The organism is Caulobacter sp. LARHSG274 (assembly GCF_052871235.1).
The window spans coordinates 23,967-50,709 of the sequence record NZ_JBIXJO010000019.1; the positions used below are offsets into that span (position 1 = coordinate 23,967).

Below are 26,743 nucleotides of genomic sequence, written 5' to 3' on the forward strand. Positions count from 1 at the left end.
CTTCGGCGACGGTCGTCAGGACCGCTCCCAGGCCGCCTTCAGAAGCGCCCGGAGCTCGTCGTCGACCTCGGCCGGCGAGGCCAGGGCGAGCTTGGCCTTCAGGCGTTCGGACCAGCTTTCGGCCTTGGTCGGCGACAGGCGAGGGGAGGCGTCGGGAGGAACGGCCAGGCCCAGCATCGCGCCGCCGCCCTTGACGGGCTTGGCCGCGGCGAACTGGAATTCGCGCGACCAGGCGGTGAAGCCCTTGCGCTGGCCGGTGACCAGGCCGTCGAGACCGGCGACCGCCGCCTGCAGCGCCGCCAGGATCGCGGCCGAGGCCGGATCGGTCCACAGGGCCGCGCGCAGGGCGTCGGCGTCGTCCCAGCCGGGGCCTTCCGGAAAGGCCGTCGACAGGATGTAGGCGGCGCGGTTGACGCCCAGGCCGTGGACGGCCTTGAGCCACTGGGTCCGGGCCCGCGGCCGGGTCTCCGGGCAGTCGCGGCGGACGATCTCGACCCATTGGTCGAGGCTCTTGCCGGTGTCGCGCTCGAGGCTGGCCTGCACCGAGGCGAACCACTTCTTCTGGCGTTCGGTGAGGTGCTCGGTGGAGCCGTCCTTCATGCCCATGCTTGCGCCTCCCGGGGGGTTTGCTACGACCGCCTCGCAGGACAGGAGACGACCATGAGCCTTCACGGACGCTACGACACGGACAACATCTTCGCCAGGATCATCCGGGGCGAGATTCCGGCGGTGAAGGTGTTCGAGGACGACCAGGTCCTGGCCTTCATGGACGCCTTCCCGCAGTCGCCCGGCCACCTGCTGGTGATCTCCAAGACCAGCCAGGCCCGCAACCTGCTGGAGGCCGAGACCAAGACCCTGGGCCGGCTGATCGGCGCGGTGCAGAAGGCGGTCCAGGCGGTGACTAAAGCCCTGGAGCCCGACGGCGTGGTGGTCACCCAGTTCAACGGCGCCGCCGCCGGCCAGAGCGTGTTCCACCTGCATTTCCACGTCATCCCCCGCTATGCCGACGCGCCGCTCGGCCGGCACGGCGAGGGCATGGCCGATGTCGGGGAGTTGAAGGTGCTGGCGGAGAAGATCGCGGCAACGCTCTAGCTCAGGCGCCGCCGCAACCTATTTGTTGCGAGTCATGCCGATGAGAGCGCCGAGCGCGTCGGGCAGGCCGTCGCGCACCTTCTCCTGTCGCACGGCCCAAAGGGCGCGATCACTGTATTTCGGAGGACGGGCGGGATCGATCGGCACCAAGACGTTCGTGCCGGGGTAGCCCGGCTGAGGTCCCGTGGTGGTGGTTCGTTCAGCATGGGATTCCAGAGCCTCGCTTAAGTCGTCGAGACCACCCCGGCACAGGTCAGGGTCGGTATCGCGCACGGGGGCCAGTTCCTGTTCCTGGCGAACGGCCGTCATCAGGACGGTGACGCGCTCCTGGTGGGAAAGCTGATTGACCGAAAGCCGCAGTTCGTCGGTGAACCCGGCGATCTGGTCGCGGTGAGCCTGCGGTGCCGTCGGATCAGCGCAGCGTACGCCATCCACGGCGACCACGGCGTAGGTGTAGAGGAGTTGGGTCAAGGCCCCCATACGCAGGCCGCGCGCTGTCTGGGCGAAGCTGGGGTCCTTGGCGGCGGCCTTGTCGTAGGAATTGGCTGCCATGGCCAGGGTGGTGACGTACATGTAGGTGACGCCATAGCCGCCGCCGCGATAGGTCTGATAGCGTTCCCAGTTGAGCAGTCGCATCATGTTTTCAGCGCTGCCGGGGTCGCGGACCACCGAGGTCAGATAGGTCCAGTCGCGCCGCGCCATGGCGGCGTCGAGGGACTGGTGATTATCCGGCAGCACGACGCCGGGGGTGTCGAGCACCGATCGGCCCAGCTTGTCGCGCAGGGCGTCGGCCTTGGGATCGGCCGCCGGCATGGCGATGATCTTCGCGGGCTTGGCCGGCGCGGCGTCGCATGCGCCGACGCAGGCCAAGGTGATGGCCGTGACGGCCAGTGAACGAAGCGATTGATGCATGAAAGCCCCCGAAGCGGCCTTCAGCCTAGGTGGCGCTGGTGCGGCGAGCAACCTTGCGTTTCGAGAGCAACAGGGCTCGGATCGTCTTGGGCCTTCCGCTGTCTTGCCGTTGGAAGCGCCTGTTCGGCCAAGGCTCTCCAAGCCGATCCTTCGATACCAGCCGGCCGAACAGAATAGCGTCGCACAAGAGGCCCGGGATGACGGCGTTGGGGACGAAAGCGGTCGAAATCAAAGGCCGTACGAGATGCTGCAGGACGCTGTAGGGCTCAGGGAAACAGCTTGATCAGCGCGGTATAGATCGTGATCAGCGCCGCCATGCCGCCCATCAGCGCCCAGCCTTGCAGGCGAAGCTTTTCGCTAAAGCGGGTTTCCAGCGCGTTGATGTCGGCCTTCAGTTCGAGGCGAAGGGCGGTGAGTTCGGACTTGGTGGCCATCTGGCTGGCGAGTTGGTTGAGGTCGCTCTTGGTCGCCAGGTCGCTGATATCAGGCATGCGGGCCGCCGATTGCACCAAGTCCACGATCGCGTCCGCCGCGCGCGGCTCCACGCCGGCATCACGAAGGCGTCTTGAGGCGTCGAGCGTGTCGAACGGCGAGGTCATGTTTGCAATCTATTCGTTTGTTCATGTTTTGTCCAGTCGCTATCCGCGAGCCTGATGAGAATTCCCCCAAAGCAAAAAGGCCCGGATCGCTCCGGGCCTCTCGCTGTCTTGCCGCTTGAAAAGCCTACTCGGCCAGGGCCGGTTCGGCTTCGTCTTCCTTGGGCGCCTTGCCCGGCTTTTCGGGGGCGCTTTCGATTTCGAAGTCGATCTTGCTGTCCTTGAGGACCACCTTGACGTGGCCGCCGCGGACCAGCCGTCCGAACAGGATGTCGTCGGCGAGCGGCTTCTTGATGTGCTCCTGGATGACCCGCGCCAGGGGGCGGGCGCCGTAGAGCTCGTCGAAGCCGTTCTTGGCCAGCCAGTCGGCCGCGTCGTCGCTCAGCGAGATCGTCACGTTCCGGTCGGCCAGCTGGGCCTCCATCTGCATGACGAACTTCTGCACGACCATCCGGATGATCTCCGGCGTCAGCGGCTTGAAGGCCACCACCGCGTCGAGACGGTTGCGGAACTCCGGGGTGAACAGGCGCTTGAGCGCGGCCTCTTCCTCGCCCTGCACCTTGTCGCGGCCGAAGCCGATCGCCTGGCGCTGGGCGTCCGAAGCCCCGGCATTGGTGGTCATGATCAGGATGACGTTCCTGAAATCGACCTTCTTGCCGTTGCTGTCGGTCAGCACCCCGTGGTCCATGACCTGCAGCAGGATGTTGTAGACGTCCTGGTGGGCCTTCTCGATCTCGTCCAGCAGCACCACGGCGTGGGGGTGCTGGTCGACGGCGTCGGTCAGCTGGCCGCCCTGATCGTAGCCGACATAGCCGGGAGGAGCCCCGATCAGCCGACTGACGGTGTGGCGCTCCATATATTCCGACATGTCGAAGCGGATCATCTCGATCCCGAGGGTCGAGGCCAGCTGCTTGGCCGCCTCGGTCTTGCCGACGCCGGTCGGGCCGCTGAACAGGTAGCTGCCGATCGGCTTGTCCGGATCGCGCAGGCCGGCCCTGGCCAGCTTCATGGCCGAGGACAGCTGCAGCAGCGCCTCGTCCTGGCCGAACACGGCGCGCTTCAGGTCGGCCTCAAGCTCGCGCAGCGACTCGGTGTCGGACTTGCTGACCGACTTGGGCGGGATGCGGGCGATCTTGGCCACCACGGCCTCGATCTCCTTGACGCCCAGGACCTTCTTGCGGCGGCCTTCCGGCAGCAGCATCTGGCCCGCGCCCGCCTCGTCGATCACGTCGATCGCCTTGTCGGGCAGCTTGCGGTCGGTGATGTACTTGGCCGACAGCTCCACCGCCACCTTGAGGGCGTCGTTGGTGTATTTCAGCTTGTGGAAGTCCTCGTAGTAGCTCTTCAGCCCCTTGAGGATCTTGATGGTGTCTTCCACCGTCGGCTCGTTGACGTCGATCTTCTGGAAGCGGCGGACCAGGGCCCGGTCCTTCTCGAAGTGCTGGCGGAACTCCTTGTAGGTGGTCGAGCCCATGCAGCGCAGGGTGCCCGAGGCCAGGGCGGGCTTCAGCAGGTTGGAGGCGTCCATCGCTCCGCCGCTGGTCGCGCCGGCGCCGATCACCGTGTGGATCTCGTCGATGAACAGCACCGCGTTGGGGTGGCCTTCGAGCTCCTTGACCACCTGCTTGACGCGTTCCTCGAAGTCGCCGCGATAGCGGGTGCCGGCCAGCAGCGCGCCCATGTCGAGCGAGTAGATGGTGGCTTCCGCCAGGACCTCGGGGACCTGATGGGTGATGATCTTGCGGGCCAGGCCCTCGGCGATGGCGGTCTTGCCGACGCCGGGTTCGCCGACCAGCAGCGGGTTGTTCTTGGTCCGGCGGCAGAGGATCTGGATCGCGCGCTCGACCTCGCTGGCCCGGCCGATCAGCGGGTCGACCTTGCCCTGGCGGGCCTTTTCGTTGAGGTCGACGCAATAGGCTTCGAGGGCCTCGCCGCCGGTCTTGGCGTTGGGCTTCTCAACGTCTTCCTCGACCGTCGCGCCCTTGGCCGTCTTCGGCTCGGAGGCGCCGGCCTTCTTGGCGATGCCGTGGGCGATGAAGTTGACCGCGTCGTAGCGGGTCATGTCCTGCTCTTGCAGGAAATAGGCGGCGTGGCTCTCGCGTTCCGAGAAGATCGCCACCAGCACGTTGGCGCCGGTGACTTCCTCGCGGCCGGAGGACTGCACGTGGATGACCGCGCGCTGGATCACGCGCTGGAAGCCGGCGGTCGGCTTGGCGTCGTCCTCGTCGTCGACGATCAGCGAGGCCAGCTCGACGTCGAGATAGTTCACGAGGCTCTTCTTCAGAGCGTTGAGGTCGACATCGCAGGCGCGCATGACGCCGGCCGCGTCGTCGTCGTCGGTGAGCGACAGCAGCAGATGTTCAAGCGTGGCGTACTCGTGCTTGCGCTGGTTGGCGTAAGCGACGGCGCGATGCAGGGATTCTTCAAGTGGGCGCGAAAAAGAGGGCAAGGGGAGGCTCCTCAATCCTTTTCCATGGTGCACTGCAGGGGGTGCTGATGCCTGCGCGCTGAGTCGATCACCTGGGCGACCTTGGTCTCAGCAACTTCGTAGGTGAAAACGCCGCAAACGCCGACGCCATGCTGATGAACGTGCAGCATGATCCGGGTCGCATCTTCGCGCGACTTGTTGAAGAAACGTTCAAGTACGTAAACGACGAATTCCATAGGAGTATAATCGTCGTTCAAGATCAGTACGCGATAGAGCGAAGGCTTCTGTGTCTTCGGTTTCACTTCCGTGATCACCGAAGAGCCCGCGCCGTTGTTCTGTCCGCCTTGCTTTCGCTCGGCCATCGACCGTTCACTCCCGGCGGGCCGAACCACCCGCCTTACTAGGATTAGATATGGAAACGCGGCGGCATTGGAAGAGGCTGCCGCGTCCCTGCGCCGCTTTAACACAGGGGCGCCGCGCAAAGTGGCTCCCCGCTTGGGATAGCGGGGACCCGCCCGGAGGCCGTGTTAAGGCTGTTGATCGGCGAGGCGCGGAAATGGGGGCCTTCGGAGCGGTGCGCAAGGGGCGGCAAAGGCCGACTCAGCAGGGAATCGCGGCGCCGCCGTGAGTCGCCGCCGCTGCGATATGGCGGGGCTTGCGGGGCGGCGGACAGCGGACGGATCGCCGGCTGCCTGTTTTTTGGGCGGTTTCGTCTTTGGTCGCCGCGGGCGTACACTTCCGCTCCCCAGGCCAGGAGGCGACCGATCGTCGGCCTGCCCCGCGGTTCGCCGCGGCGGCCTGGAGGAGGACCGTCCCATGACCTCCGTGACGACCACCCAGCTGAAGCAGGCCATCGAAGGCCGCGACGCCCGCGCCCTGACCGGGTTCTACGCTGACGACGCGGTGATGCGAATCATCGACCGCGACCACCCGCCGAGCGCGCCTCTGGAGCTGCACGGCAAGGGCGAGATCCGGTCGTTCTATGAGGACGTCTGCGGCCGGGCGATGACCCACCATGTCGACTCCGTGGTCGCCGACCACGACCACCTGGCCTTCACCCAGGCCTGCGCCTATCCCGACGGCGCGCGGGTGTTCTCCACGGCGATGCTCACCCTGGCCGACGGCCTGATCACCGACCAGACCAACGTCCATGCCTGGGACGGCTGACGGGGCTAGGGCGCGATGATCGAAGGCTGAATACTTTCCCGTCTCCCCGGCGAAGGCCGGGGTCCAGATTCAGCCGTCGTGTCGGACGCTTATCCGGAACACACAGCCCTATGATCTGGGCCCCGGCCTTCGCCGGGGAGACGGAAAAGGGGGATCTGGGTGTGTCCCCCGACCTGTCTGCTATTTGCGCTTCACCGGGATCCACGCCTCAAGCCCGCCCTCGCCGGTCCGGGGATCGAATTCGGGGCCGTAGCGCTCGAAGAACGGCGCGTCGTCGGGCTCGTAGTCCGACTCCGGCAGCCATTGGGTATAGATGGTGTGCATGGTCCGGCGGATGGTCGAGACGTGCTCAGCGTGGCGGAACACCGCGTAGAGCCGGGCCGGCAGCCGCACCGAGACGAAGCCCTCCGGCAGGTCGGAGAAGTCGGCCACCTCGACGCCGGTGACATAGTCGAAATTGCCAAGGTCGTCGCCGTTCAGCACGACGCCGTAGGCGGCGTCGCCGCGCTCACCAGGAATGTGGCCGACATGCTCGCCGAGGCGCTGCCACTGGGCGGGGATGCCGCCGGGGCCTTCGCAGCCGTAGCGGCCGGTCAGGCCGGCGATCAGCAGGGCGCGGCCCTGCTCGATGCGCGGCGGGGGAAGGTCGGTTCGAAGGCTGCTGTCCAACACGATGGGCTCCACCAGCTTGAGGGGTTCCAGGTCGCGGGCCGCCCGCACCTGTTCGGGGGTGATCCCGAACTGGTCGCGGAACGCGCGGGTGAACGCCTCGTGCGAGCCGTAGCCGGCCTCCAGGGCCACCGACAGGATGTCGGGCGCCCCACCGGCCAGCTGCCGCGCCGCCTCCGTCAGCCGCCGGGCCCGCAGATAGCCGATCACCGGGCGACCGGTGGCGACCACGAAGGCGCGGCACATGTGAAAGCGCGAAATCCCGCCGCTCTTGGCGATCTCGTCCAGGTCCAGGGGCTGGGCGAAATGGCTTTCGATGAACCAGAGGGCGCGTTCGACGGGGTTCATGGGCGGGTCTCGAGACGAAGCGTGCGGTGTGGATAACGCGCCGGTCAGAGCCGCGTTTGATCGCGATTGCGCTCCGCCTATCGGTCCCGGCTCACGCCTTCTCGACGAAGCTGTCGATCACCTTCTTGTCGCCGGCCTTCTCGAACGACACGCTGAGCTTGTTGCCCTCGACGCCGGTGATCGTGCCGTAGCCGAACTTGACGTGGAACACCCGGTCGCCGCGCTTGTGGTCGCTGGCCGCCGAGCTGGCCGAGACGGCGACCAGCCGGCCCTCGCCCTCGATCGGGGCCGAACGGGCGGCCGAGCCGCCGGTCCGCCAGGTCGCGCCGCGCTCGCTGAAACCTGCCGTGCGTTCCTGGGCCCGCTTCCAGCCCGGGCTGGAATAGCCGCCGCCGCTGCTGTTGAAGGTGGCGGCCGGTTCGTCCCAGCGCGAGGCGGCGGTCTGCTGCATGCCCGGTCCGCCGCCGTAATAGCCGGTCTCCGAGGCCGCATCGACATGGGCCAGGGGCAGCTCGTCGACGAAGCGGCTGGGCAGCTGGCTGGTCCAGCGGCCATAGACTTGGCGGTTGGCCACGAAGCTGATCCGCGCCTCCTCGCGGGCCCGGGTGATGCCGACATAGGCCAGGCGGCGCTCTTCCTCGAGGCCCTTTTCGCCCTTGTCGTCCATGCTGCGCTGGCTGGGGAACACGCCTTCCTCCCAGCCGGGCAGAAACACCAGCGGGAACTCCAGGCCCTTGGCCGAGTGCAGGGTCATGATCCAGACCGCGTCGTCGCCGGCCCCCTTGTCCAGGTCCATGACCAGCGACACGTGCCCCAGATAGCCCTCGAGCGTGTCGAAGGCGCTCATCGACTGCACCAGTTCCTTCAGGTTCTCCAGCCGGGTCTGGCTGGTGGGGCCCTTGTCGAGGCGCAGCGCGTCGGTATAGCCGCTCTCCTCCAGCACCGCCTCCATCACTCGCTGGTGCGGGGTGGTGGCGGCCAGGGCGCGCCAGCGGTCGAGGTCGCGCAGGAAGTTGGCCAGCGCCGTGCGGGTGCGGGCCGGCAGGTCGTCGCCGCCGATGATCACCCGCGCCGCGTCGACCGTCGACATGCCTTCGGCCCGGGCGATCTGCAGCAGCTTCTGCACCGAGGTGTCGCCGATGCCGCGCTTGGGCACATTGACGATGCGCTCGAAGGCCAGGTCGTCGTCGGGCGACTGGATCAGGCGCAGATAGGCGTGGGCGTCGCGGATCTCGGCCCGCTCGAAGAACCGCGGGCCGCCGACCACCTTGTAAGGGATCTGCAGCATCACGAAGCGCTCTTCGAAGGCCCGCATCTGGAACGAGGCGCGGACCAGTATGGCCATGTGGCTGTACTTGCGGCCGGCCCGCTTGGCCTTCTCGATCTCGTCGGCGACCATCCGGCTCTCGGCCTCGCCGTCCCAGACGCCGCTGACCTTGACCTTCTCGCCGCCGGCCGCCTCGGTCCACAGGGTCTTGCCGAGCCGGCTCTTGTTGGCGTCGATCAGGCCCGAGGCGGCGGCCAGGATGTGCTCGGTCGAGCGGTAGTTGCGCTCCAGCTTGACGACCTTGGCCCCGGGGAAGTCGCGCTCGAAGCGCAGGATGTTGTCGACCTCGGCCCCGCGCCAGCCATAGATCGACTGGTCGTCGTCGCCCACGCAGCAGACGTTCTGGCGGCCCTGGGCCAGCAGCCGCAGCCACAGGTACTGGGCGACGTTGGTGTCCTGGTACTCGTCGACCATCACGTACTGGAAGCGCCGCTGGAAGTCGGCCAGCACGTCCGGATGGCTGGTGAACAGGGTGATGTTGTGCAGCAACAGGTCGCCGAAGTCGCAGGCGTTGAGGATCCGCAGGCGTTCCTGGTACTGGCGGTAGAGGCTGACGCCCTTGCCGGCGGCGAACTCGCCCGCCTCGCTGGCCGGCACCTTGTCGGGGGTCCAGCCGCGGTTCTTCCAGGCGTCGATCAGGCCGGCCAGGGTCCGCGGCGTCCAGCGCTTGGCGTCGATGTTGGCGGCCTCGATCAGCTGCTTGAGCAGCCGTTCCTGGTCGTCGGTGTCGATGATCGTGTAGCTGGACTTCAGGCCCAGCAGCTCGGCGTGGCGGCGCAGGATCTGGGCGGCCACCGAGTGGAAGGTGCCCAGCCAGCGCAGGCCCTCGGCCTCGTCGCCGATGATGTGGGTGATCCGCTCGCGCATCTCGCGGGCGGCCTTGTTGGTGAAGGTGACGACCAGCAGCTCCCACGGCCGGGCCCGGCCGGTGGCCAGGATGTGGGCCAGGCGGGTGGTCAGCACCCGGGTCTTGCCGGTGCCCGCGCCGGCCAGCACCAGCACCGGGCCTTCGGTGGCCTCGACCGCGGCGCGCTGCTCGGGGTTCAGCCCCTCCAGATAGTTCGGACGGGAGCCTTCCGGCGCGCGCGGGCGGGCCAGGTCGGAGATGCGCGGGGCGGGCAGGTCGCCGGGGAAGCTGTGCGAGTCGGGGCCTAGGGACATGGAACATATGTAGCACAAAGATCGGCCGGCTTAAGCCCCAGCCCCGCGATCCCGCAGGCCAGCCGGCGGGCGGGAACCGGAACCTCGGTTCCACCGCGCCGTTTCTCTTGCGGGACGGAAGCGACAAGGAGGCCGAACATGGCCGAAGATTCCAATACGGGCGGGGGCGGCGCCGGCATGGCCTTCATCGTCGGCGCCCTGGTGGTCGTCGTGGCGGTGCTGGCCTTTCTGATGTTCAGCGGCGGCTTCACCCAGAAGAAGAAGGTCGACGTCGACATCAGCGCCTCGGCGCCGCAACTGCCCGCCGCGCCCAAGGTCCCCGACGCGCCCAAGCCGCCGAGCGCGCCGCAGCCCGGCGGCTAGGAGCGGCGGCGATGATCCATGACCCCGGCGTCCATCCCCGCCACCACACCGGATGGATCGGCGCGGCCCTGTTGGCGGTGCTGCTGGCGCTGATCGCGGCGCTGGTCTGGAGCGGCTGGCGTTCGGGCGTGCTGGCGGTGCGGCCGGGCGACCTGTCGATGCGCGTGCCGGCGGCCCCCGTCCTGCCGCGGCGCGACACCGCCCCTAATCCGAACCCTGCGCCCCTGCCCAGGCCAGGGCCGGGCGTCACCAACGGCTAGGCTCAGCCCTTCGGGCCGGCCGCATTGCAGTGCAGGGCGAACACCCGGCAGGCTGAGGCCAGGGGCCGCGCGCCGCGTCCAGCGTCGATCCGCTGGATCAGGCCGGCGATGCTGATGGCGTCGGCCGCGGCGGCGGCCTGCAGCACGGCCCAGAACTCCGGCTCCAGGGCCAGGGAGGTGGCGTGGCCGGCCAGGTTGATCGAACGCTTTTTCAGACTGCCCATTGGCCCGTCCCCAAGTCGCCGTCACGGGAACCCACCGGAATGAAGGTGACGCAACGGCCTCTCTATAGGGTTCGCCGGAAGGATGCCCTATGCGCGTGGCGGCGCAAGTCCCCCCGCCGATCAAATCAACCGAAGATGGCGCTTGGCGGCCTTCAGGCCTCGCGATAGCGGGCGATCAGCGGGTCGGCGGCCGCCTCGGCCAGGATCCAGTCGCGGAAGGCGGCGATCTTGCGCGTGCGCCGGCGCTCGGCCGGATAGGCGATCCAGTAGCCGCCGCCATAGCGGGGGGCGACGTCGAACGGCGCGACCAGCCGGCCCTGGGCGATCTCGCGGGCGAAGAAGATCGGCGAGCCCAGGGCCACGCCCTGGTCGGCCAGGGCCGAGGCCACCTCCAGCGCCTGGGCGTCGGCCCGCAGCCGCGGCTCGGCCGGCGGCGTGGCCCAGGTCACGCCCGCAGCCGCGAACCAGGTCGCCCACTCGGCGGACGAACCGATGCGCGGGACGTCGACCAGGTCGGCCGGCGCGGCCAGACCGCCGATCGCCTGCAGGAAGCTGGGGGTGCACAGGGCGGTCTGCACGGAAGGAACCAGCAGGTGGGTCTCCAGGCCCGGCCATTGACCCCGGCCGCTCCTCAGGGCCAGGTCGACATCCTCGCGCAGCAGGTCGACGGTCCGGCTGGAGGCGTCCAGCCGCACCGCGATCTTCGGGTGGGCGATCTGGAAGCCGCCCAGCCGCGGGGCCAGCCACTGGGCGCCGAGGCTCTGGACGGTGGTGATCGACAGCACCCCCTCTTCGGTGTCGACCAGGTCGGAAACGGCGGCGCGCAGCAGGCCCATGGCCTCGGTGGCCGCGCGCGACAGCCGCTCGCCGGCCGGGGTCAGGGCCACCTCGCGCGGCAGGCGCACGAACAGGGCCTGGTCCAGCCGCTGCTCCAGAGCCTTGACCTGCCAACTGACCGCGGCCTGGCTGATCCCCAGGGCGTCGGCGGCGCGGGTGAAGCTCTTCAGGCGGGCGGCCGCCTCGAAGATCCGGATGGCGCTGAGCGGCAGGCTGGCGAGGATGTCTGACATAAGGGCAGCTTATTCATACCCAAGGACACCGCGTTTGTCACGCAGCGGCATCGGCGCGATTTTACCGCCATCACAGCGGATAAAAAGGCACCCGATGATGGACGAAGTCTTCAAGACCCATAAGGAAACCACATTCGGCTGGGTGTTGGCGGTCCAGGAACTGGTCACCGCCGCCAAGGCCCGGCGGGCGCGCCGCCGCGCCGCCGCTGCGGCCCGGCCCGCCCCGACCCGCAAGCCGATGCGCTACCTGGCGCCGCGCTGACCGCAAAATCCGCGTGCTCTTTCGCCGCCGCGTGTTAGCCTCTCAAACAACTATAGGGGGAGGTGGCGCATGTCGCGCTTGTCGTTCCGCAGTTCGTCCCGATCCATCGGCCGTCCGTTGCTGGCGGTCTCCGTCTCGGCGTTGCTGAGCTTGACGATGTTCGGCGCCGGCTGGGCCCAAACCGCGCCGGACAAGGACGATGACGCAGCCCTTGAGGAGGTCATCGTCTCCGGCATGAGGGTCCGCCAGGGCGGGGCTCAGGACGTCAATCATTTCCGCGGCGAGGCCGACGCCGGGCGCATCCCGATGCCCGACACCATTACGCCCGAAGGGCTGATGGGCGACTACGACCTGATGATCCCCGGACAGCGCGCCTGCGCGGCGGTGCTGTGCCTGACGGGCGAGGCCATGCCGGCCGACCTGCTGGCCGCGCCGAAGGACCGCCTGCTGGTCGGGCTGGGCTTCAGTTCCAACGTCGACGCCAAGACCTGGAAGCGCGCGCCGCTGAACCTGGTGGCGGTGGTCGACAAGTCGGGCTCCATGGATGGCGAGCCGCTGGATCATGTCCGTGCGAGCCTGCGCAGGATCGTCCGCCAACTGCGGCCGGGCGACCAGATCAGCATCGTGCTCTATGGCGATCGGTCCTATCGCCATCTGGAGCCCACGCGGATCGACGCCGCGGGGCGCCGCAAGGCCGAGGCGGCGATCGATGCGATCGCCAGCGAAGGCTCGACCAACATGGAGGAGGGGCTGAGGGTCGGCTACGACACCGCCTTCGCCAGCATGCCGGCCTTCCAAGGCTCGACCCGCGTGATGTTGTTCACAGACGAGCAGCCCAACGTCGGGGCGGTGGACGCCGACAGCTTCATGGGAATGGCCCAGGAGGCGTCGCGCCGCGGCGTGGGCTTGACCACGATCGGCGTCGGCGTGCAGTTCGACGCGTCGCTGGCGGCCCAGGTGGCCGGGGTGCGCGGCGGCAATCTCTACTTCCTGCGCGACGAAAAGGACGTCGAGACGGTGTTTTCGGCCAAGCTGGACACCATGGTCTCTGAACTGGCCTTCGACGTGACCCTGACGGTCAAACCGCATCCGGGTTACCGGATCTCCGCGGTCTATGGCGCGCCGGCGGAGGCGCTGAAGGCGGCGCCCGACGGCGCGACCACCCTGACCGTGCCGACCGCCTTTCTGAGCACCAACGGCGGCGGCCTGTTCGTCGCCCTGGCCAAGGCCGAGGATGCGGCCTTCCTGCCCGAGCCGGCCCTGGGGCCGAGCGATCGGCTGCTTGACGTCAAGCTGGCCTATGTCCGCGCCAGCGACGGCGGCGCGGCCGGCGACACGCTCACGGTCGCCGCCGCCCATGGCGCGCCGAGCGAAGGCCTGCGCTTGGGCCGCATGCTGATCGACGAGTTCCTGGTCCTGCGCCAGGCCACCACCCTTTATCACCAGGCCAGCGATGAGGAGGGGGCCTACCAGGCGCTTCGCAAGCTGGACGCGCGCCTGCGGGCCGACCGCGATCCGCGGCTGTCGCCCGAGCGCCAGCTGGTCGGCGGCCTGCTGTCCCAGACCGCTCTGCTGTCGGGCCATGCCAGCGAGGCGGCCTTAGGCCCTGGCGTTCTGCCCGGGCTGTGGCGGGTGTCGCGGGTCGGCGGAACCGGCGACATCGACCTGCGTCGCGGCGACCGCATCGAGTTCGGCGCGGATGCCGACGTGGTGGTCCACCGCCGAACCGGCCAGGGATTTGAGGCCGATGAACCCGAGACCTATCGGATCCAGGCCGGACAGGTGGCTTTCGAGGACTCGAAGATTGTCTTCGACTACCGCCTGAGCCGCCCGGACGGTCTCGTGCTGACCGACCGCAAGAGCGGCGTCGTCCTGACCCTGATCCGCGAGCCGAAGGTGTCCTGACCCTTCACCGCGGCGAGGGCTTTACTCCTCGTCGCGTGTTTCGCGCTTGGCCCCGTCGAGGGCGTGCTGCAGCTTTTCGGCCCGGGCCGCCTCCAGGGCCTTGTCGGCCTTGGTGCGGCCGAACTTGGCGCGGTTCTCGGCGGCCTTGGCCTTGTCGTCGGCCTTGGCCTTGGCCTTGCGGGCCTGGTTGAGGTTGCGGATCTCGGCCATGGCTAGCCCTTCCTGGCGGGTTTCGCCGCGACGGGCGCGGCGGGGCGGAGGATCAAGGTGGACTGCAGGCGCAGGGTCTGGCCTTTGCGGAGCACGAACGGCGCGCGGCCGGGGAAGACGCAGTTCTGCATCGACAGTTCCTGGCGCAGGATCCAGCGGGTGATCGGCGCGCCATTGGCCCGGCAGGCCAGGCCGACGGTCCAGGCCGGAACGGCGGGGCGGGCGGGGTCGGAGTCCGGCGTCCAGGCGAAGCCCATGGCCTTGCCGGCCTCGACCGGCCCGACCGCGGGGGCCACCGCCTTGCCGTCCGAGCCGAAGGCCAGGCGCGCGGGCCGGACCAGCCGCAGCGAGAAGCCGCCATAGCCCTTGGCGTCGTCGCTGCCGCCCAGGGCGAGGCTGTCGGCGCGGGCGGTGATCGCCGTGTCGAAGTCGATGCGGCGGGCGCCGTTCTTCAGCGGAAACACCCGCACCTTGGTGGTCTCGCGCGCCACATAGGCGCGTTCAGGGGGCTGGTCGGGGGCGGCGCGGACGATCCAGTCGGCGTTGACCACCAGGGTTCCGCCGCCGGCCCCATCGCCCTTGAAGCGCTTTTCGCGGACGTGGAAGGTCAGGTCCTTCATGAACCAGCCGTCGGCGGCCGGCTTGCCGTCGACGATCACCTGATGCCAGCTCCAGAACACCCCGCGCTGGTGCAGGTGGTCGGCCGGCCGGTCCTCGGTCAGCACCGTCCCGTCCGGCGCATAGAGCGGGTGGACGTAGTTGAGGCGGCCCGGCTCGCGCGGATCGGCGGCCGCGGTGCGGTAGAACAGCACGCTCTTGCCGCCGTCGGTCAGGGTCACGCCGTCCTCGGCGAACGCCGCGTCGACGCGGGGCAGGGGCGTGACCGGCGGCGGCGGCGAGGCTGCGGCGGGCGAGGCGGCTTCGGCGGCGACGGGGTCGGCCGCCGGCGTCGCCTGGCCCCAGGCCGCGGACGTCGTCGCGCCGGCCAGCAGCAGGGCGGCGAGCGGTCTGATCATCGGTCTTTCCCCTCAAGACGCCAGCAGCGCAACCTCAGCGTGAACGTAACGGGAACCTTCGCGCCTCGCAAGCCCGTCTTGAACTCCGCCGCGCGCCAGCCGTTTTCCTGCGGCGCCCCTGAGCAGGAGGAACACCATGATCGACGCTTCGCAAATCCGTGAACACCAGGAAGTGGTCGGCTCCGACGGCGGCCATGTCGGCCGGGTCGACCACGTGGTCGGCGCCGAGATCGAGCTGGCCAAGTTCGACCTGGGCGGCGGCCTCAAGCACCACCTGATCCCGATCACCTGGGTCGACCATGTCGACGACGACGGCGTGCACCTGACCATGACCCAGGACGACGCCAAGGCCCTGTGGCGCGAGAAGCACTGACCCCGTCGCCGACCGGTTGACAGGCCCGCGGCCCTGGCCGATCCCTCGCCCGTTGCGGGCGAGGGATTCCCATGTACCAGCTCTATTACAGCCCCGGCGCGGCCAGCCTGGCCGTGCACTGGATGCTGATCGAGATCGGCGCGCCGTTCGAGGCGGTGCTGACCGACACCGGCGCCGGGGCGCACAAGCGGCCGGACTATCTGAGGCTCAATCCCGACGGCCTGGTCCCGACCCTGGTGGTCGACGGGGCGCCGGTGGCCGAGAGCACGGCGATCCTGATGCTGCTGGCCGAACGCCATCCCGACAGGGGCCTGGCCCCGGCCCCCGGCGCGCCGGAGCGGGCCGCCTATCTGCAGACCATGGTCTATCTGGCCAACACCCTGCTGCCGAGCTTCCGGGCCTGGTTCTATCCGCACGAGCCGGCCGGCGAGGCCGCCGCCGACGCGGTCCAGGCCGGGGCCCGGGCGCGGATCGAAGCGGCCTGGGACCGGCTGGACGGCCAGCTGGCCGGCGCGGGTCCCCACCTGCTGGGCGAGCGGCTGTCGGCGGCCGACTTCCTGGCGACCATGCTGATGCGCTGGTCGCGCAACATGCCCCGGCCCGCCACGGCCTGGCCGAACCTCGCCCGCTACCTGGCCCGGATGCGGGCGATGGAGTCCCTGCGCCAGGTCCATGCCCGCGAGGGGCTGACCGACTGGATCGACGGCTAGGGCCAGGGCTTCAAGCTCAGGAGCCTAGCGGCCGCCGCCGGTGATTTCCTTGATCAGCGCCTGGACCGGGGCCTTGCCGCCGACGTTCCACATCGCCTTCAGGTGGGCGAGGGTCTGCTCGGCCGCGCCCTCGAACTTCCACTCGCAGTCCACCACCCGGCAGTTGTCGAACACCGGCGCCGCACCGCCGGCGAAGGTCAGGCGGCAGTCGCGGAACTCGCAGTCCGAGAAGTGCTCGCCGTCCAGCGAGACGGTTTCGTGGTTGAACATGGTCGAGCTGGGCATAGGCCGTCTTTCACTGGTCGTCGGTAGGGGGCTTGGGAGCCGCGTCTTCGGCCGCCTGCTTGGCGGCGGCTTTCTCGGCCGCCTTCTGGGCGGCCTTCTGGGCCTTCAGGCGCTCGCGTTCCTGGCGTTCGAAAGAATAGTTCGGGGTGCGCGCCATGACGATCTCCTGGCCGCGGGATGCGGCGAAAAGGAGCCCTAGCGCGGTTCGCGGCCCACTTACAGCCGTCATCCTCGCCAAAATGGCGAGAACGACGGCCGCGATCGGGAAGAACGCCTATTTCACATTGCCGCAGAAGCGCTGGATGCGCGCGCAGGCGTCCTCCAGCACGGCGTTGCTGGTGGCGTAGCTGATGCGGAAGAACGGCGACAGGCCGAAGGCCGCGCCATGCACCACGGCCACGCCCTCGGTCTCCAGCAGCTCGACGGCGAAGTCCTCGTCGCTGGCGATGACCTTGCCGCTCGGGGCGGTCTTGCCGATCAGGCCGGCGCAGGACGGATAGACGTAGAAGGCGCCTTCCGGGGTCGGGCAATGGAGGCCCTGGGCCTGGTTCAGCATCGACACCACCAGGTCGCGGCGCTCCTGGAACAGCTTGGCGTTGGGCTTGATGAAGTCCTGGGTCCCGTTCAGGGCCTCGACCGCGGCCCATTGCGAGATGGACGAGGGGTTGGAGGTGGTCTGGCTGATCATCTTGGCCATGGCCTTGATCAGCGGCTCGGGGCCGGCCGCATAGCCGATCCGCCAGCCGGTCATGGCGTAGGCCTTCGACACGCCGTTCATCGTCAGGGTGCGGTCATAGAGCTGGGGCTCGACCTGGGCGATGGTGGTGAACTCGAAGTCGTCGAACACCAGGTGCTCGTACATGTCGTCGGTCAGCACCCAGACCTGCGGGTGGCGCAGCAGCACGTCGGCCAGGGCCCGCAGCTCGGCGCGGGTATAGGCGCCGCCCGAGGGGTTGGACGGGCTGTTGATGATCAGCCACTTGGACTTCGGCGTGATCGCCGCCTCCAGCGCCTCGGGCGTCAGCTTGAATCCGCGCTCGGCGGTGGTGGCCACCCGCACCGGCGTGCCGCCGGCCAGCAGCACCATGTCCGGATACGACACCCAGTAGGGGGCGGGGATGATCACCTCGTCGCCCGGGTCGAGGGTGGCGACTAGGGCGTTGTAGATCACCGGCTTGCCGCCCGGGGCGATGTGGACCTGGCTGGGCTTGTAGTCGAGGCCGTTCTCGCGCTTGAACTTGGCGCAGATCGCCTGCTTCAGCTCGGGCATGCCGTCCGGGTCGGTATATTTGGTCTTGCCGGCCTTGATGGCGGCGATGCCGGCGTCCTTGATGTTGTCGGGGGTGTCGAAGTCCGGTTCGCCGGCCGCCAGGCCGATCACGTCGCGGCCGGCCGCCTGCAGGGCGCGGGCCTTGGCGCTGATGGCGATGGTGGCGGACGGGGCGATGCGCCGCAGGGCGGCGGACTCGAGCGACATGATGCTTAAACTCCCCTGGAGGTGAGGCTTGGCCCTGGCAGGCCGGTTTCAGGATTGTGGCGGTCTTACGCCCGCGCTTGCCGCCGTGCAACGCAACAAAGGCTGGCGAGGGCCGCTGTTCGTGCCGAACCTGGGCTGGGGCGGGGCGGGGGCCAGGGGGCGGGCGATACGGAGGGTGTTTATCCGATCATCCCCGCGCAGGCGGGAACCCGAGCCGAGTCCGGAGTTTCCCGCGGCGTTGAAGCGGCTCAGGCCGCTTGGGCCCCCGCCTTCGCGGAGGAAACGGATAAATAGAGGCGGACTCCCAACCGGGGCGAGCCGCAGTTTAAAGCCTTCAGCCCGCCAGCGCGGTCTTCAGCGGCGTCTCGCCGCCGCCGAGGCTGGTCTCGACATGGATCCAGAGCCGCTCCAGGTCGCGGCCGGCCGCGCCGCCGGGCTCCCATTCAGCCACCGATCGACCATGGGCCATGGCCTTCTGGAAGGCCTCGCGCGACCTTAGGCCGCGGGGCGCCAGAGGCAGGCCGCAGAAGCGCAGGGCCTCGATGATCTCCGGATAGGCCACCGCGGCGACCTCCGGCTTGCTGGTGTGGGCCTGGTTGAGCACCACGAAGCCGCCCTTGCCCAGGCGGCGGACCGCCTCGGCCGAGCGCACGATCGGGGCCAGGTCCAGGAACGACGGCCGTCCGACCACCAGGCAGAGGTCGGCGACATTGATCGCCTGGGCCACGTCGGCCTCGGGCGAGGCCGGGGTGTCGATGAACAGGTAGTCGAAGTTCTCGCGCAGGGCGCTGGAGCGGGCATGGAACAGCTTGCCGGCGCAGATCTCGGCCAGGACCGGGCCGGGCTCGGCGCGGGCTCGCAGCGCTTCGGAGGCCGACCGCTGGGGGTCGATGTCGGCCAGCATCACCTTGCGTCCGGCCAGGAAGGCGGCCAGGGCGAGATTCACGGCCAGGGTCGTCTTGCCCGCTCCGCCCTTCCGGGAAAGCACAGTAATCGTCTTCACTGCTTGTTCGCCCCGACCATCGGCCGCCGTCGCCGCCGTAAAGCTCCCAGGTCCAAGATTGTTAGGACCGAAAGTATGAACAGAAGTTCAATTGCCGGAGTCTTGGCCGGCGGGGCTATCCAGCCCGCGGAAGTCTTTCCGGAGGAGGTCGACCGACGACCTCTCCTAGACTACACGGCGTGGGCGCTGCGGCCGCCGTCCAGCGCCATCTGAGCGGCCATGTGGCTCCACAGGCGCGCGATCTCCTGGCTGGCCGGGCTGGCCGGCTCCCACTCGGCGACCGAGCGGCCGTGGGCGACCGACTGCTGGTAGGCGACCCGCGCGCGCAGGCCGACCGGGGCGACCGGCAGGCCGCAGAAGCGCAGGGCCTCGACCGCCTTCTGCACGTTGACCGGCTCCAGCCCGGCGCGCTTGGCGGGGGCCTGGTTGAGCACGATCAGCCCGGCCTTGCCCAAGCGCCGGACCATCTCGGCCGAGCGCGCCACCGAGGCGATGTCGAGGAAGGTGGGGCGGCAGACCAGTACGCACAGGTCGGCGGAATTGACCGCCACGGCGACGTCGGCGTCCGGGGCGGCGGGGGTGTCGATCAGCATGACGTCATAGCCGTCGTGCAGGGCCTGGGAGCGGGCCTGGAACAGCTTGCCGGCGTTGATCTCGGCCAGGGTCGGTCCGGCCGCGGTCCGGGCGCGCAAGGCGTCGGAGGCCGACCGCTGCGGGTCGATGTCGGCCAGCATCGTCTTCCAGCCGGCCAGGTGGGCGGTCAGGGCCAGGTTGATTGACAGGGTCGTCTTGCCGGCCCCGCCCTTGCGGGAAATCACAGCCACGATCTTCACGTCCAACGCTCCCAAGGACGCCCCGATACGCTCGGAGGCCTGTGGATAACTTAGCCGCCGGTTACGACGGTCGCGCAATGCAAATGTCGCGTTACGGGAATCTTAACCACGCCCGGCCCGCCCGGCGCCCCAAGCGCGACAGGAAATCGGCGGTCGCGGCTTGACCCGGCCGGGGGCATGGGCGAGGCAGGGGCGTGATAGCCCGTCTGATCGAATTCTTCACCAACATGGACCGCCGGGCCTGGCGCACGGTGGCGGTGTCGTTCGTGCTGTTCGGCGGGGTGGGGGTGGTCTTCCTGTTCGGGGCCCAGATGCTGGGGCTGAACGGCGAGGTGGCGGTCGAGCACTGGCTGAGCGCCGCCCACGGGCCCTGGGCCCTGCCGGTAGCGGTGGGCGCCTTCGCCGTCCTGGCCTTCGTCGGGGTGCCGCAGTTCGTGCTGATCGCCGCGGCGGTGGTCGCCTTCGGGCCGTGGACCGGCTTCGCCTACAGCTGGATCGGCACCCTGGTCTCGTCCCTGGTCGGCTTCTGGATGGGCCGGACCTTCGGCGGCCGGCTGCTGAACGACCTGGCCGGCGACGGCGTGCAGAAGTTCATGCGGCTGATCGGCCGCAACGGCTTCCTGGCCAGCCTGATCGTACGGCTGGTGCCCTCGGCGCCGTTCATCGTCGTCAACATGGCCGCCGGGGTGACGCCGATGCGGCTGCTGGACTTCACCGGCGGCACGGCTGTCGGCATCATTCCGAAGATCGCCCTGACCGCCTTCGCCGGCAACTCCATCGTCCAGGCGCTCAAGGGCGGCGGCCGCCAGCACATCGTCATGCTGGTGGCGGCGGTGGTGGTCTGGATCGCCTGCGGCCTGGCCGCGCGGTCCTGGCTGAAGCGGCGCGAGACGGCGGAATAGGCCCGCTCAGAAAGCCGGGCAGGCGAGGCGACGGTTTTTCCCAGCGAGATGTTCCGCCAATCCTGGAATTGTTGGGCGGAACTTGCCCGGTTCCCGCCGAAACGTATGGTTGACGCAAAATGCTTGCTGGATTTCAGGCCGCTGTGTAGAAAGCTGGCATGAACGTCGCGCGCGACCTGCTCCTGCTTCGGCTTACCAACCCCTGGGCGCTCTAGGGGCCGCGCTTCGTCGTGGCCGGGCGTGCAGGGGAGACCGACCCGCCGCCGCCCCGCACGCAGACACCTTCCGACGAGTAATTCCATGACCCCCGTATCGCCCGCCGCTCCTGAGAAGCGCGACAACGTCGTCATTTTCGACACCACCATGCGCGACGGCGAGCAGTCGCCCGGCGCCTCGATGTCGCACGACGAGAAGCTGGAGCTGGCCAAGATCCTTGAGGAGATGGGGGTCGACGTCATCGAAGCCGGCTTCCCGATCGCCTCGAACGGCGACTTCGAGGCGGTCCGCGAGATCGCCAAGATCGTCAAGAACTCCACCGTCGCCGGCCTGTGCCGCGCCCACCAGGTCGACATCGACCGCTGCGCGGAAGCCCTGAAGGGCACGCAGCGCGGCCGCATCCACGTGGTCATCGCCACCAGCGACCTGCACATGAAGCACAAGCTGCAGATGGAGCCGGACGCCGTGATCGACGTGATCGCCCGCTCGGTCGGCCACGCCCGCAATCTGCGCGACGACGTCGAATGGTCGGCCGAGGACGCCACCCGCAGCGACCGCCAGTTCCTGCGCCGCGCCATCGAGACCGCCATCAAGGCCGGCGCCACGACGATCAACCTGCCCGACACGGTGGGCTACACCTATCCGTCCGAATACGCCGACCTGTTCAGCTGGATGGTCAACAACGTCGAGGGCGCCGACAAGGTGATCTTCTCGACCCACTGCCACAACGACCTGGGCCTGGCTGTGGCCAACAGCCTGGCCGGGGTGCAGGGCGGGGCGCGCCAGATCGAGTGCGCGATCAACGGCCTGGGCGAGCGGGCCGGCAACGCGGCGCTGGAAGAGGTCGTGATGGCCCTGAAGGTGCGCGGCGACAAGCTGCCCTACGAGACCAAGATCGACACCACCCACATCACCCGCGCCAGCCGCTACGTCTCGGCCATCACCGGGTTCCCGGTGCAGTACAACAAGGCCATCGTCGGCAAGAACGCCTTCGCGCATGAAAGCGGCATCCACCAGGACGGGATGCTGAAGAACCGCGAGACCTACGAGATCATGACCCCGGAATCGGTCGGCCAGGCGCCGTCCAGCCTGGTCATGGGCAAGCACTCGGGCAGCCACGCCTTCCGCGCCAAGCTCAAGGACCTGGGTTACGAGCTGGGCCAGAACGCGCTGAAGGAGGCCTTCGGCCGCTTCAAGGATTTGGCCGACCGCAAGAAGCACGTCTATGACGACGACATCATCGCCCTGGTCGACGACGCCCTGGCGCGCGGTTCCGAGCGCATCCGCGTCCAGCGCCTGCGGGTGGTGGCCGGCACCGACGGCCAGTCGGCCGAGCTGACCCTGGAAGTCGACGGCGAGATCAAGACCTCGGAGGCCTCGGGCGACGGTCCGGTCGACGCGGTGTTCAACGCCATCCAGCAGATCGTGCCGCACGAGGCCGCCCTGCGCCTGTTCCAGGTGCATGCGGTGACCGAGGGCACCGACGCCCAGGCCCAGGTCTCGGTCCGTCTTGAGGAGGACGGCCGCATCGCCACCGGCCAGGCCGCCGACACCGACACCCTGACCGCCTCGGCCAAGGCCTATGTCAACGCCCTGAACAACCTCATGGCGCGCAAGGAAAAGAGCCGGCCCGAAGCGGCGATCGCCAGCGGGTTCTAGGGCTCGGTCCCTATTCGCGATCGTCATCCCGGGCCTCGTGCCCGGGACCCATCCCTCCGTCGCAAGTGCGGAGGAGTGGCGCGCCAGCGCGCCACAGCACCTCACATGCAAGCTGAACCATGGGTCCCGGGCACAAGGCCCGGGATGATGGTGGTTGTTGAGGCCGTCCGTACAGGAGCGGCGGGGCAAACTCATGATCTGGATCCCGATCACCGTCGCCGCGGCCTTCTGCCAGGTGACGCGCAACGCCGCCCAGCGCTCGGTGATGGGCGGGACCGGGCCGTGGGGCGCGACCCTGGTGCGGTTCCTGTTCGCCCTGCCGTTCACGGCGGCGTTCGTGACCCTGGCCGCGGTGCTGACCCGCGACCCGCACCTGCGAGCGTCCCTGGCCTTCTGGGCGCCGGCCCTGCTGGGCGGGGCCAGCCAGATCGGGGCCACCGCCGCCCTGCTGGTGGCCATGCGCCGGGCCGGCTTCGCCGTGGCCACCGCCGTGCAGCAGAGCTCGCTGCCGCTGGCGGCCCTGCTGGGCCTGGCGGTCTATGGCGACCGGCTGAGCGCGATCGGCTGGACCGGGGTGGCCGTGACCAGTCTCGCCCTGCTGGTGGTCACCTGGCCGCGCGCCGGGGCCTCGGGCGAGCGGCCGGTCAGCGGGGCCCTCTTTGGCCTGCTGTCGGGCCTGGCCTTCGGCTTTTCGCTGAACGCCTTCCGCCAGGCCGGCCACGCCCTGGAGCCGGGCCATCCGGTCTTCGCCGCCGTGATCACCCTGGCGGTGGTGCAGGGCGTCCAGACCCTGGCCCTGACCGCCTATCTGGCCCTGGTCGACCGGCCGGCCCTGGCGGCGGTGGCCCGGGCCTGGCGGCCGTCGCTGGCGGCGGGGTTCTGGGGCGCGACGGCCTCGGCAGGCTGGTTCGTGGCCCTGGCCCTGGCCCCGGCCGGGCCGGTGCGGGCGGTCGGGGTGGTCGAGGCGCCGATCGCCGCCGCCGCCGGACGCCGCCTGTTCGCCGAACGCCTGACCGCCGTGCAGATGCTCTTCGGACTGATCGCCGCAGCCGGCGTGGCCATGACCGCTCTGGGCTAGAAAACGCCATGTTTCTGGGTTGAACCTCCCCGCGCCGCAGTTCTGCGAAAACAGCTGAGGCCAAGGCTGCAATAGACCTTGAATTCAACGCTTTCGCAGGGCAAACGGGCGTCGTCGGCGCGCCTTGCGGCGGTCGGACGACGGCGCGGCGGAGCTCCGCGCTCCCGTCATCCGCCTCAGCGCCCGGCAAGGGGACGGCAGCCCGCAATCGCGGGAATCATGTTGTCCTCGCTTGGAATTGAAGTAGGAGCCATCTTTTCCCTTCGCCTTTGTCGCCGATGCGACACAAATGGCTCCGTCCCGCCTTTTCGATCTCGCCCGTTCCGCCTTCGCCTGTTCGAATCCCGCCTCGCCCCCTATCCCCTCAGTCAGGGCTTTCAATGTTTTCTTCCCTTTTCGGCGTCATCTCCAACGACATCGCCATCGACCTGGGCACCGCCAACACCCTCATCTACATGAAGGGCAAGGGCATCGTGCTGAACGAACCGTCGGTGGTGGCGCTGCGCAATGTCGGCGGCCGCAAGATCGTGCACGCCGTGGGGATCGAGGCCAAACAGATGCTGGGCCGCACGCCCGGCCACATGGAAGCCATCCGCCCGATGCGCGACGGGGTCATCGCCGACTTCGAAGTCGCCGAGGAGATGATCAAGTACTTCATCCGCAAGGTTCACAACCGCAAGGGCTTCGTGAACCCCAAGGTGATCGTCTGCGTGCCGTCGGGCGCCACCGCCGTCGAGCGCCGGGCGATCAACGACAGCTGCCTGAACGCCTCGGCCCGCCGCGTGGGCCTGATCGACGAGCCGATGGCCGCGGCGATCGGCGCCGGCCTGCCGATCCACGAGCCGACCGGCTCGATGGTCGTCGACATCGGCGGCGGCACCACTGAGGTGGCCGTGCTGTCGCTGTCGGGCATCGTCTATTCGCGCAGCGTCCGGGTCGGCGGCGACAAGATGGACGAGGCGATCATCAGCTACATGCGCCGCCACCATAACCTGCTGATCGGCGAGACCACCGCCGAGCGCATCAAGAAGGAAATCGGCACCGCCCGCGCCCCGGCCGACGGCGAGGGCCTGTCGATCGACGTCAAGGGCCGCGACCTGATGCAGGGCGTGCCGCGCGAAGTCCGCATCAGCGAAAAGCAGGCCGCCGACGCCCTGGCCGAACCGGTCGGGCAGATCGTCGAGGCGGTGAAGGTCGCCCTGGAAGCCACCCCGCCCGAACTGGCCAGCGACATCGCCGACAAGGGCATCATGCTGACTGGCGGCGGCGCCCTGCTGCGCGGCCTGGACGCCGAGATCCGCGACCACACCGGCCTGCCGGTCACCGTGGCCGACGATCCGCTGTCGTGCGTGGCCCTGGGCTGCGGCAAGGTGCTCGAACATCCCAAGTGGATGAAGGGCGTGCTTGAATCGACTCTCGCCTAGGCGCCAAATCTAGGTCGCCCATCCAAGTCGGACGCTGCGGGGAGCGTCGGGAGAACAGTTCGTGCCCTTTCGCGAAGGTCCGCTCGGCGACCTGAAAGTGCCGCTTACCTGGACAGCGGCCGTGGCGTTGATCGTCGCGATCGTGATCGCGGTGGCGTTCCTGCTGGCCGACCGGCGCGAGACCCTGCAGCAACAGGCCTATGGCGTCACCCGCCAGACGGTGGACACGGTGTCCAAGCCGGTCAGCGGCGTCATTGCGGCCCCGGGACGCTGGACCGGCCTGGGCGTCGACTTCGTCAGCAGCTACTTCTTCACCGCCTCGGAGAACCGTCGGCTGAAGGCCGAGCTGAAGGAGATGCGCGGCTATCGCGACCAGTACCTGGCCGAGGTCGACAAGAACGACCGCTACCGCTCGCTGCTCGGCCTGCGCACCGACCCGCCGATCCCGATGGTCGCCGCCCGGGTGGTCAGCGACAGCCGGGGGCCGTTCGCCAACACGCGCCTGGCCGATTCCGGCTCGGAAAAGGGCGTGGTGGTCGGCAATCCGGTGATGAACGAGCGCGGCCTGGTCGGCCGGGTGGTCGGCGTCGCCAACGGGGCCAGTCGGGTGCTGTTGCTGACCGACATCGCCTCGCGCACGCCGGTGATGATCGACCGCACCAACGCCCGCGCCATCCTGACCGGCGACGGCGGCCCCAATCCCAAGCTGGACTATCTGCGCGGCGCCGATCCGATCAAGGAAGGCGACCGGGTCGTCACCTCCGGCGACGGCGGCGTGGTGCCGCGCGGCCTGCCGGTGGGGGCGGCGGTCAAGGGGCTGGACGGCCGCTGGCGGGTGGTGCTGTTCGCCGACGACGCCGCCATCGACTATGTCCGCATCCTGCTGTTCAAGGACTTCTCGCAGCTGGCCGACGAGAAGGCGCTGGAGACCCGCAGCCTGCCGCCGGTGACCACCGAGGACCCGGACGTCTCGATCCTGGGCCCTGTCGCCACGGCCCCGCCGGCCGCCGCGCCGCCGGCGGCTGGCGCGACCGTCCCGCCGGCGACCGGGACGGCGACCTCGCCCGCCGCCGCCTCGCCCAAGCCGGCCGCCGCCGCGCCGCCCTCGACCGCGACGACCGCCCAACCCAAACCGGCGACGCCGAAGCCCGCCGTGAGCAAGCCTGTGACCGCCCAGCCCGCCACGGCCAAGCCGGCGACCGCCAAGCCCGCCACGACCAAACCCGCGACCGCGCAGCCGCGCGCGGGAGGCGGCTGACCGTGGCCGGCGCCCGTCCCCTGCACCCCGGCCGCTGGCTGGGCGTGCCGATGCTGCTGTGCTTGCTGGCGACCCTGGTCTTCGCCGCGCCGATCCGCCTCTACGGCCTGCAGCTGCCCGAGCCGGTGTTCGCCATGGTGCCGGCCTTCGCCTGGGCGGTGATCCGGCCCTCGATCCTGGCTCCCTTCGGCCTGCTGGTGCTGGGCCTGTTCCTGGACGTGTTCTGGGGCGGACCGACCGGCCTGTGGGGCCTGTCGCTGCTGGTCGCCTACGCCACCGCCCTGGTCGGGCGCAATATGATGTCGGGCCAGAGCCAGCCGATCCTGTGGGCCTGGTTCGCCGGGGTGACGGCCGTGGCGATGATCTCGGGCTTCCTGTTCACCATGCTCGACAGCCTGGCCATGCCCAGCCTGCTGGCGGTGTTCTGGCAGTTCCTGGTCACGGTGCTGATGTTCCCGTTCGCCCACCGGCTGATTGACCGGTTCGAGGACGCGGACGTACGGTTCCGGTGACGC

Annotated in this window: 30 protein-coding genes; 14 read left to right on the forward strand and 16 right to left on the reverse strand. The window is 69.2% G+C overall.

Translation table 11 applies throughout. The features are described 5' to 3' along the window. Positions 1-15: 15 nt before the first annotated feature. Positions 16-600, reverse strand: a complete 585-nt coding sequence (locus tag ACIPQB_RS21675; protein WP_446487399.1) for a DUF4287 domain-containing protein — start codon at positions 598-600, stop codon at positions 16-18. Between the two features lie 60 nt (positions 601-660). Here ACIPQB_RS21675 and ACIPQB_RS21680 point away from each other — a divergent pair, with 60 nt between their 5' ends. Then, positions 661-1,092 (forward strand): HIT family protein, encoded by a 432-nt coding sequence (locus ACIPQB_RS21680; protein ID WP_446487320.1) that lies wholly within the window; start codon positions 661-663, stop codon positions 1,090-1,092. A gap of 18 nt (positions 1,093-1,110) precedes the next feature. Here the strand turns inward: ACIPQB_RS21680 and ACIPQB_RS21685 are convergent, their stop codons facing one another. From ACIPQB_RS21685 to clpS, 4 genes are all read right to left on the reverse strand, one after another. After that, a complete protein-coding gene (locus ACIPQB_RS21685; RefSeq protein WP_446487321.1) occupies positions 1,111-2,004 on the reverse strand; it encodes a hypothetical protein in 894 nt (297 codons plus the stop codon). 266 nt (positions 2,005-2,270) lie between these two features. After that, positions 2,271-2,603: a hypothetical protein gene (locus tag ACIPQB_RS21690; protein WP_446487322.1), complete on the reverse strand. Its 333-nt coding sequence runs from the start codon at positions 2,601-2,603 to the stop codon at positions 2,271-2,273. Positions 2,604-2,727: 124 nt separating this feature from the next. Further along, positions 2,728-5,049, reverse strand: a complete 2,322-nt coding sequence (gene clpA / locus ACIPQB_RS21695) for an ATP-dependent Clp protease ATP-binding subunit ClpA (RefSeq protein ID WP_446487323.1) — start codon at positions 5,047-5,049, stop codon at positions 2,728-2,730. An 11-nt stretch (positions 5,050-5,060) separates the two neighbouring features. Further along, positions 5,061-5,390 carry an ATP-dependent Clp protease adapter ClpS gene (clpS, locus tag ACIPQB_RS21700; protein WP_007672483.1) on the reverse strand — a complete coding sequence of 110 codons (330 nt, stop codon included), beginning with the start codon at positions 5,388-5,390 and terminating at the stop codon, positions 5,061-5,063. Between the two features lie 454 nt (positions 5,391-5,844). Here clpS and ACIPQB_RS21705 point away from each other — a divergent pair, with 454 nt between their 5' ends. Next, positions 5,845-6,195, forward strand: coding sequence for a nuclear transport factor 2 family protein (locus tag ACIPQB_RS21705; RefSeq protein WP_446487324.1), 351 nt, complete (start codon positions 5,845-5,847; stop codon positions 6,193-6,195). A gap of 180 nt (positions 6,196-6,375) precedes the next feature. Here the strand turns inward: ACIPQB_RS21705 and ACIPQB_RS21710 are convergent, their stop codons facing one another. Together ACIPQB_RS21710 and ACIPQB_RS21715 are read right to left on the reverse strand one after the other, a co-directional pair. Further along, positions 6,376-7,212, reverse strand: a complete 837-nt coding sequence (locus ACIPQB_RS21710; protein WP_446487325.1) for an AraC family transcriptional regulator — start codon at positions 7,210-7,212, stop codon at positions 6,376-6,378. A 91-nt stretch (positions 7,213-7,303) separates the two neighbouring features. Beyond that, on the reverse strand, positions 7,304-9,700 hold the full coding sequence (locus tag ACIPQB_RS21715) for an ATP-dependent helicase (protein ID WP_446487326.1): 2,397 nt from the start codon (positions 9,698-9,700) through the stop codon (positions 7,304-7,306). A gap of 138 nt (positions 9,701-9,838) precedes the next feature. Between ACIPQB_RS21715 and ACIPQB_RS21720 the strand changes: the two genes are divergently transcribed. Continuing rightward, on the forward strand, positions 9,839-10,063 hold the full coding sequence (locus tag ACIPQB_RS21720) for a hypothetical protein (RefSeq protein ID WP_446487327.1): 225 nt from the start codon (positions 9,839-9,841) through the stop codon (positions 10,061-10,063). Between the two features lie 11 nt (positions 10,064-10,074). Then, entirely contained in the window at positions 10,075-10,323 is a 249-nt protein-coding gene (locus tag ACIPQB_RS21725) for a hypothetical protein (protein WP_446487328.1), read from the forward strand. Positions 10,324-10,325: 2 nt separating this feature from the next. Here ACIPQB_RS21725 and ACIPQB_RS21730 read toward each other — a convergent pair whose 3' ends face one another. Both ACIPQB_RS21730 and ACIPQB_RS21735 read right to left on the reverse strand, forming a co-directional pair. Beyond that, positions 10,326-10,547 (reverse strand): ribbon-helix-helix domain-containing protein, encoded by a 222-nt coding sequence (locus ACIPQB_RS21730; protein WP_446487329.1) that lies wholly within the window; start codon positions 10,545-10,547, stop codon positions 10,326-10,328. A gap of 152 nt (positions 10,548-10,699) precedes the next feature. Continuing rightward, entirely contained in the window at positions 10,700-11,617 is a 918-nt protein-coding gene (locus ACIPQB_RS21735) for a LysR substrate-binding domain-containing protein (protein WP_446487330.1), read from the reverse strand. Between the two features lie 94 nt (positions 11,618-11,711). Here ACIPQB_RS21735 and ACIPQB_RS21740 point away from each other — a divergent pair, with 94 nt between their 5' ends. Both ACIPQB_RS21740 and ACIPQB_RS21745 read left to right on the forward strand, forming a co-directional pair. After that, entirely contained in the window at positions 11,712-11,879 is a 168-nt protein-coding gene (locus ACIPQB_RS21740; RefSeq protein WP_446487331.1) for a hypothetical protein, read from the forward strand. A 69-nt stretch (positions 11,880-11,948) separates the two neighbouring features. Next, positions 11,949-13,784, forward strand: a complete 1,836-nt coding sequence (locus tag ACIPQB_RS21745) for a vWA domain-containing protein (RefSeq protein ID WP_446487332.1) — start codon at positions 11,949-11,951, stop codon at positions 13,782-13,784. Between the two features lie 21 nt (positions 13,785-13,805). On the opposite strand, the gene ACIPQB_RS21750 is transcribed toward ACIPQB_RS21745, so the two are convergent. Then, positions 13,806-13,994 (reverse strand): DUF4169 family protein, encoded by a 189-nt coding sequence (locus ACIPQB_RS21750; RefSeq protein WP_446487333.1) that lies wholly within the window; start codon positions 13,992-13,994, stop codon positions 13,806-13,808. 2 nt (positions 13,995-13,996) lie between these two features. Then, a complete protein-coding gene (locus ACIPQB_RS21755; RefSeq protein ID WP_446487334.1) occupies positions 13,997-15,010 on the reverse strand; it encodes a DUF6807 family protein in 1,014 nt (337 codons plus the stop codon). 136 nt (positions 15,011-15,146) lie between these two features. Here ACIPQB_RS21755 and ACIPQB_RS21760 point away from each other — a divergent pair, with 136 nt between their 5' ends. Then, on the forward strand, positions 15,147-15,383 hold the full coding sequence (locus ACIPQB_RS21760; protein WP_446487335.1) for a DUF2171 domain-containing protein: 237 nt from the start codon (positions 15,147-15,149) through the stop codon (positions 15,381-15,383). Positions 15,384-15,454: 71 nt separating this feature from the next. After that, positions 15,455-16,093, forward strand: a complete 639-nt coding sequence (locus tag ACIPQB_RS21765; protein WP_446487336.1) for a glutathione S-transferase family protein — start codon at positions 15,455-15,457, stop codon at positions 16,091-16,093. Between the two features lie 24 nt (positions 16,094-16,117). Here the strand turns inward: ACIPQB_RS21765 and ACIPQB_RS21770 are convergent, their stop codons facing one another. The 5 genes from ACIPQB_RS21770 to ACIPQB_RS21790 all read right to left on the reverse strand — a co-directional run bounded on the left by ACIPQB_RS21770 (position 16,118) and on the right by ACIPQB_RS21790 (position 19,691). Continuing rightward, positions 16,118-16,378 carry a hypothetical protein gene (locus tag ACIPQB_RS21770; protein ID WP_446487337.1) on the reverse strand — a complete coding sequence of 87 codons (261 nt, stop codon included), beginning with the start codon at positions 16,376-16,378 and terminating at the stop codon, positions 16,118-16,120. Positions 16,379-16,388: 10 nt separating this feature from the next. Further along, positions 16,389-16,535 (reverse strand): hypothetical protein, encoded by a 147-nt coding sequence (locus ACIPQB_RS21775; RefSeq protein WP_446487338.1) that lies wholly within the window; start codon positions 16,533-16,535, stop codon positions 16,389-16,391. A 117-nt stretch (positions 16,536-16,652) separates the two neighbouring features. Beyond that, positions 16,653-17,855, reverse strand: coding sequence for a pyridoxal phosphate-dependent aminotransferase (locus tag ACIPQB_RS21780; protein ID WP_446487339.1), 1,203 nt, complete (start codon positions 17,853-17,855; stop codon positions 16,653-16,655). 334 nt (positions 17,856-18,189) lie between these two features. Then, entirely contained in the window at positions 18,190-18,843 is a 654-nt protein-coding gene (locus ACIPQB_RS21785; RefSeq protein ID WP_446487340.1) for an AAA family ATPase, read from the reverse strand. A gap of 185 nt (positions 18,844-19,028) precedes the next feature. Further along, positions 19,029-19,691 carry an AAA family ATPase gene (locus ACIPQB_RS21790; RefSeq protein WP_446487341.1) on the reverse strand — a complete coding sequence of 221 codons (663 nt, stop codon included), beginning with the start codon at positions 19,689-19,691 and terminating at the stop codon, positions 19,029-19,031. Between the two features lie 194 nt (positions 19,692-19,885). Here ACIPQB_RS21790 and ACIPQB_RS21795 point away from each other — a divergent pair, with 194 nt between their 5' ends. The 6 genes from ACIPQB_RS21795 (at position 19,886) to ACIPQB_RS21820 (ending at position 26,740) form a co-directional block, all read left to right on the forward strand. Beyond that, the gene (locus ACIPQB_RS21795; protein ID WP_446487342.1) at positions 19,886-20,593 is read left to right on the forward strand and encodes a TVP38/TMEM64 family protein; all 708 of its coding nucleotides are present in this window, start codon (positions 19,886-19,888) and stop codon (positions 20,591-20,593) included. A gap of 300 nt (positions 20,594-20,893) precedes the next feature. Next, positions 20,894-22,468: a 2-isopropylmalate synthase gene (locus ACIPQB_RS21800; RefSeq protein ID WP_446487343.1), complete on the forward strand. Its 1,575-nt coding sequence runs from the start codon at positions 20,894-20,896 to the stop codon at positions 22,466-22,468. Positions 22,469-22,661: 193 nt separating this feature from the next. Next, positions 22,662-23,546 (forward strand): EamA/RhaT family transporter, encoded by an 885-nt coding sequence (locus ACIPQB_RS21805; RefSeq protein ID WP_446487344.1) that lies wholly within the window; start codon positions 22,662-22,664, stop codon positions 23,544-23,546. A gap of 380 nt (positions 23,547-23,926) precedes the next feature. Further along, positions 23,927-24,970, forward strand: a complete 1,044-nt coding sequence (locus ACIPQB_RS21810; protein ID WP_004623009.1) for a rod shape-determining protein — start codon at positions 23,927-23,929, stop codon at positions 24,968-24,970. A gap of 61 nt (positions 24,971-25,031) precedes the next feature. Continuing rightward, complete coding sequence (gene mreC / locus ACIPQB_RS21815) at positions 25,032-26,228, forward strand: rod shape-determining protein MreC (RefSeq protein WP_446487345.1); 1,197 nt, start codon at positions 25,032-25,034, stop codon at positions 26,226-26,228. Then, the gene (locus tag ACIPQB_RS21820) at positions 26,225-26,740 is read left to right on the forward strand and encodes a hypothetical protein (protein ID WP_446487400.1); all 516 of its coding nucleotides are present in this window, start codon (positions 26,225-26,227) and stop codon (positions 26,738-26,740) included. Before mreC ends, ACIPQB_RS21820 begins: the two co-directional genes overlap by 4 nt. The last annotated feature ends 3 nt before the right edge of the window (positions 26,741-26,743 follow it).

Bases quoted from the DNA above. Each gene is read 5' to 3' on its own strand.
- ACIPQB_RS21770 (WP_446487337.1), bottom strand. From the start codon at position 16,378: ATGCCCAGCTCGACCATGTTCAACCACGAAACCGTCTCGCTGGACGGC.
- clpS (WP_007672483.1), bottom strand. From the start codon at position 5,390: ATGGCCGAGCGAAAGCAAGGCGGACAGAACAACGGCGCGGGCTCTTCG.
- ACIPQB_RS21675 (WP_446487399.1), bottom strand. From the start codon at position 600: ATGAAGGACGGCTCCACCGAGCACCTCACCGAACGCCAGAAGAAGTGG.
- ACIPQB_RS21800 (WP_446487343.1), top strand. From the start codon at position 20,894: ATGACCCCCGTATCGCCCGCCGCTCCTGAGAAGCGCGACAACGTCGTC.
- ACIPQB_RS21750 (WP_446487333.1), bottom strand. From the start codon at position 13,994: ATGGCCGAGATCCGCAACCTCAACCAGGCCCGCAAGGCCAAGGCCAAG.
- ACIPQB_RS21780 (WP_446487339.1), bottom strand. From the start codon at position 17,855: ATGTCGCTCGAGTCCGCCGCCCTGCGGCGCATCGCCCCGTCCGCCACC.
- ACIPQB_RS21810 (WP_004623009.1), top strand. From the start codon at position 23,927: ATGTTTTCTTCCCTTTTCGGCGTCATCTCCAACGACATCGCCATCGAC.
- ACIPQB_RS21715 (WP_446487326.1), bottom strand. From the start codon at position 9,700: ATGTCCCTAGGCCCCGACTCGCACAGCTTCCCCGGCGACCTGCCCGCC.
- ACIPQB_RS21690 (WP_446487322.1), bottom strand. From the start codon at position 2,603: ATGACCTCGCCGTTCGACACGCTCGACGCCTCAAGACGCCTTCGTGAT.
- ACIPQB_RS21805 (WP_446487344.1), top strand. From the start codon at position 22,662: ATGATCTGGATCCCGATCACCGTCGCCGCGGCCTTCTGCCAGGTGACG.
- ACIPQB_RS21705 (WP_446487324.1), top strand. From the start codon at position 5,845: ATGACCTCCGTGACGACCACCCAGCTGAAGCAGGCCATCGAAGGCCGC.
- ACIPQB_RS21725 (WP_446487328.1), top strand. From the start codon at position 10,075: ATGATCCATGACCCCGGCGTCCATCCCCGCCACCACACCGGATGGATC.
- ACIPQB_RS21745 (WP_446487332.1), top strand. From the start codon at position 11,949: ATGTCGCGCTTGTCGTTCCGCAGTTCGTCCCGATCCATCGGCCGTCCG.
- ACIPQB_RS21730 (WP_446487329.1), bottom strand. From the start codon at position 10,547: ATGGGCAGTCTGAAAAAGCGTTCGATCAACCTGGCCGGCCACGCCACC.
- ACIPQB_RS21760 (WP_446487335.1), top strand. From the start codon at position 15,147: ATGATCGACGCTTCGCAAATCCGTGAACACCAGGAAGTGGTCGGCTCC.
- ACIPQB_RS21740 (WP_446487331.1), top strand. From the start codon at position 11,712: ATGATGGACGAAGTCTTCAAGACCCATAAGGAAACCACATTCGGCTGG.
- ACIPQB_RS21755 (WP_446487334.1), bottom strand. From the start codon at position 15,010: ATGATCAGACCGCTCGCCGCCCTGCTGCTGGCCGGCGCGACGACGTCC.
- ACIPQB_RS21710 (WP_446487325.1), bottom strand. From the start codon at position 7,212: ATGAACCCCGTCGAACGCGCCCTCTGGTTCATCGAAAGCCATTTCGCC.
- ACIPQB_RS21765 (WP_446487336.1), top strand. From the start codon at position 15,455: ATGTACCAGCTCTATTACAGCCCCGGCGCGGCCAGCCTGGCCGTGCAC.
- ACIPQB_RS21685 (WP_446487321.1), bottom strand. From the start codon at position 2,004: ATGCATCAATCGCTTCGTTCACTGGCCGTCACGGCCATCACCTTGGCC.
- ACIPQB_RS21680 (WP_446487320.1), top strand. From the start codon at position 661: ATGAGCCTTCACGGACGCTACGACACGGACAACATCTTCGCCAGGATC.
- ACIPQB_RS21775 (WP_446487338.1), bottom strand. From the start codon at position 16,535: ATGGCGCGCACCCCGAACTATTCTTTCGAACGCCAGGAACGCGAGCGC.
- ACIPQB_RS21720 (WP_446487327.1), top strand. From the start codon at position 9,839: ATGGCCGAAGATTCCAATACGGGCGGGGGCGGCGCCGGCATGGCCTTC.
- ACIPQB_RS21735 (WP_446487330.1), bottom strand. From the start codon at position 11,617: ATGTCAGACATCCTCGCCAGCCTGCCGCTCAGCGCCATCCGGATCTTC.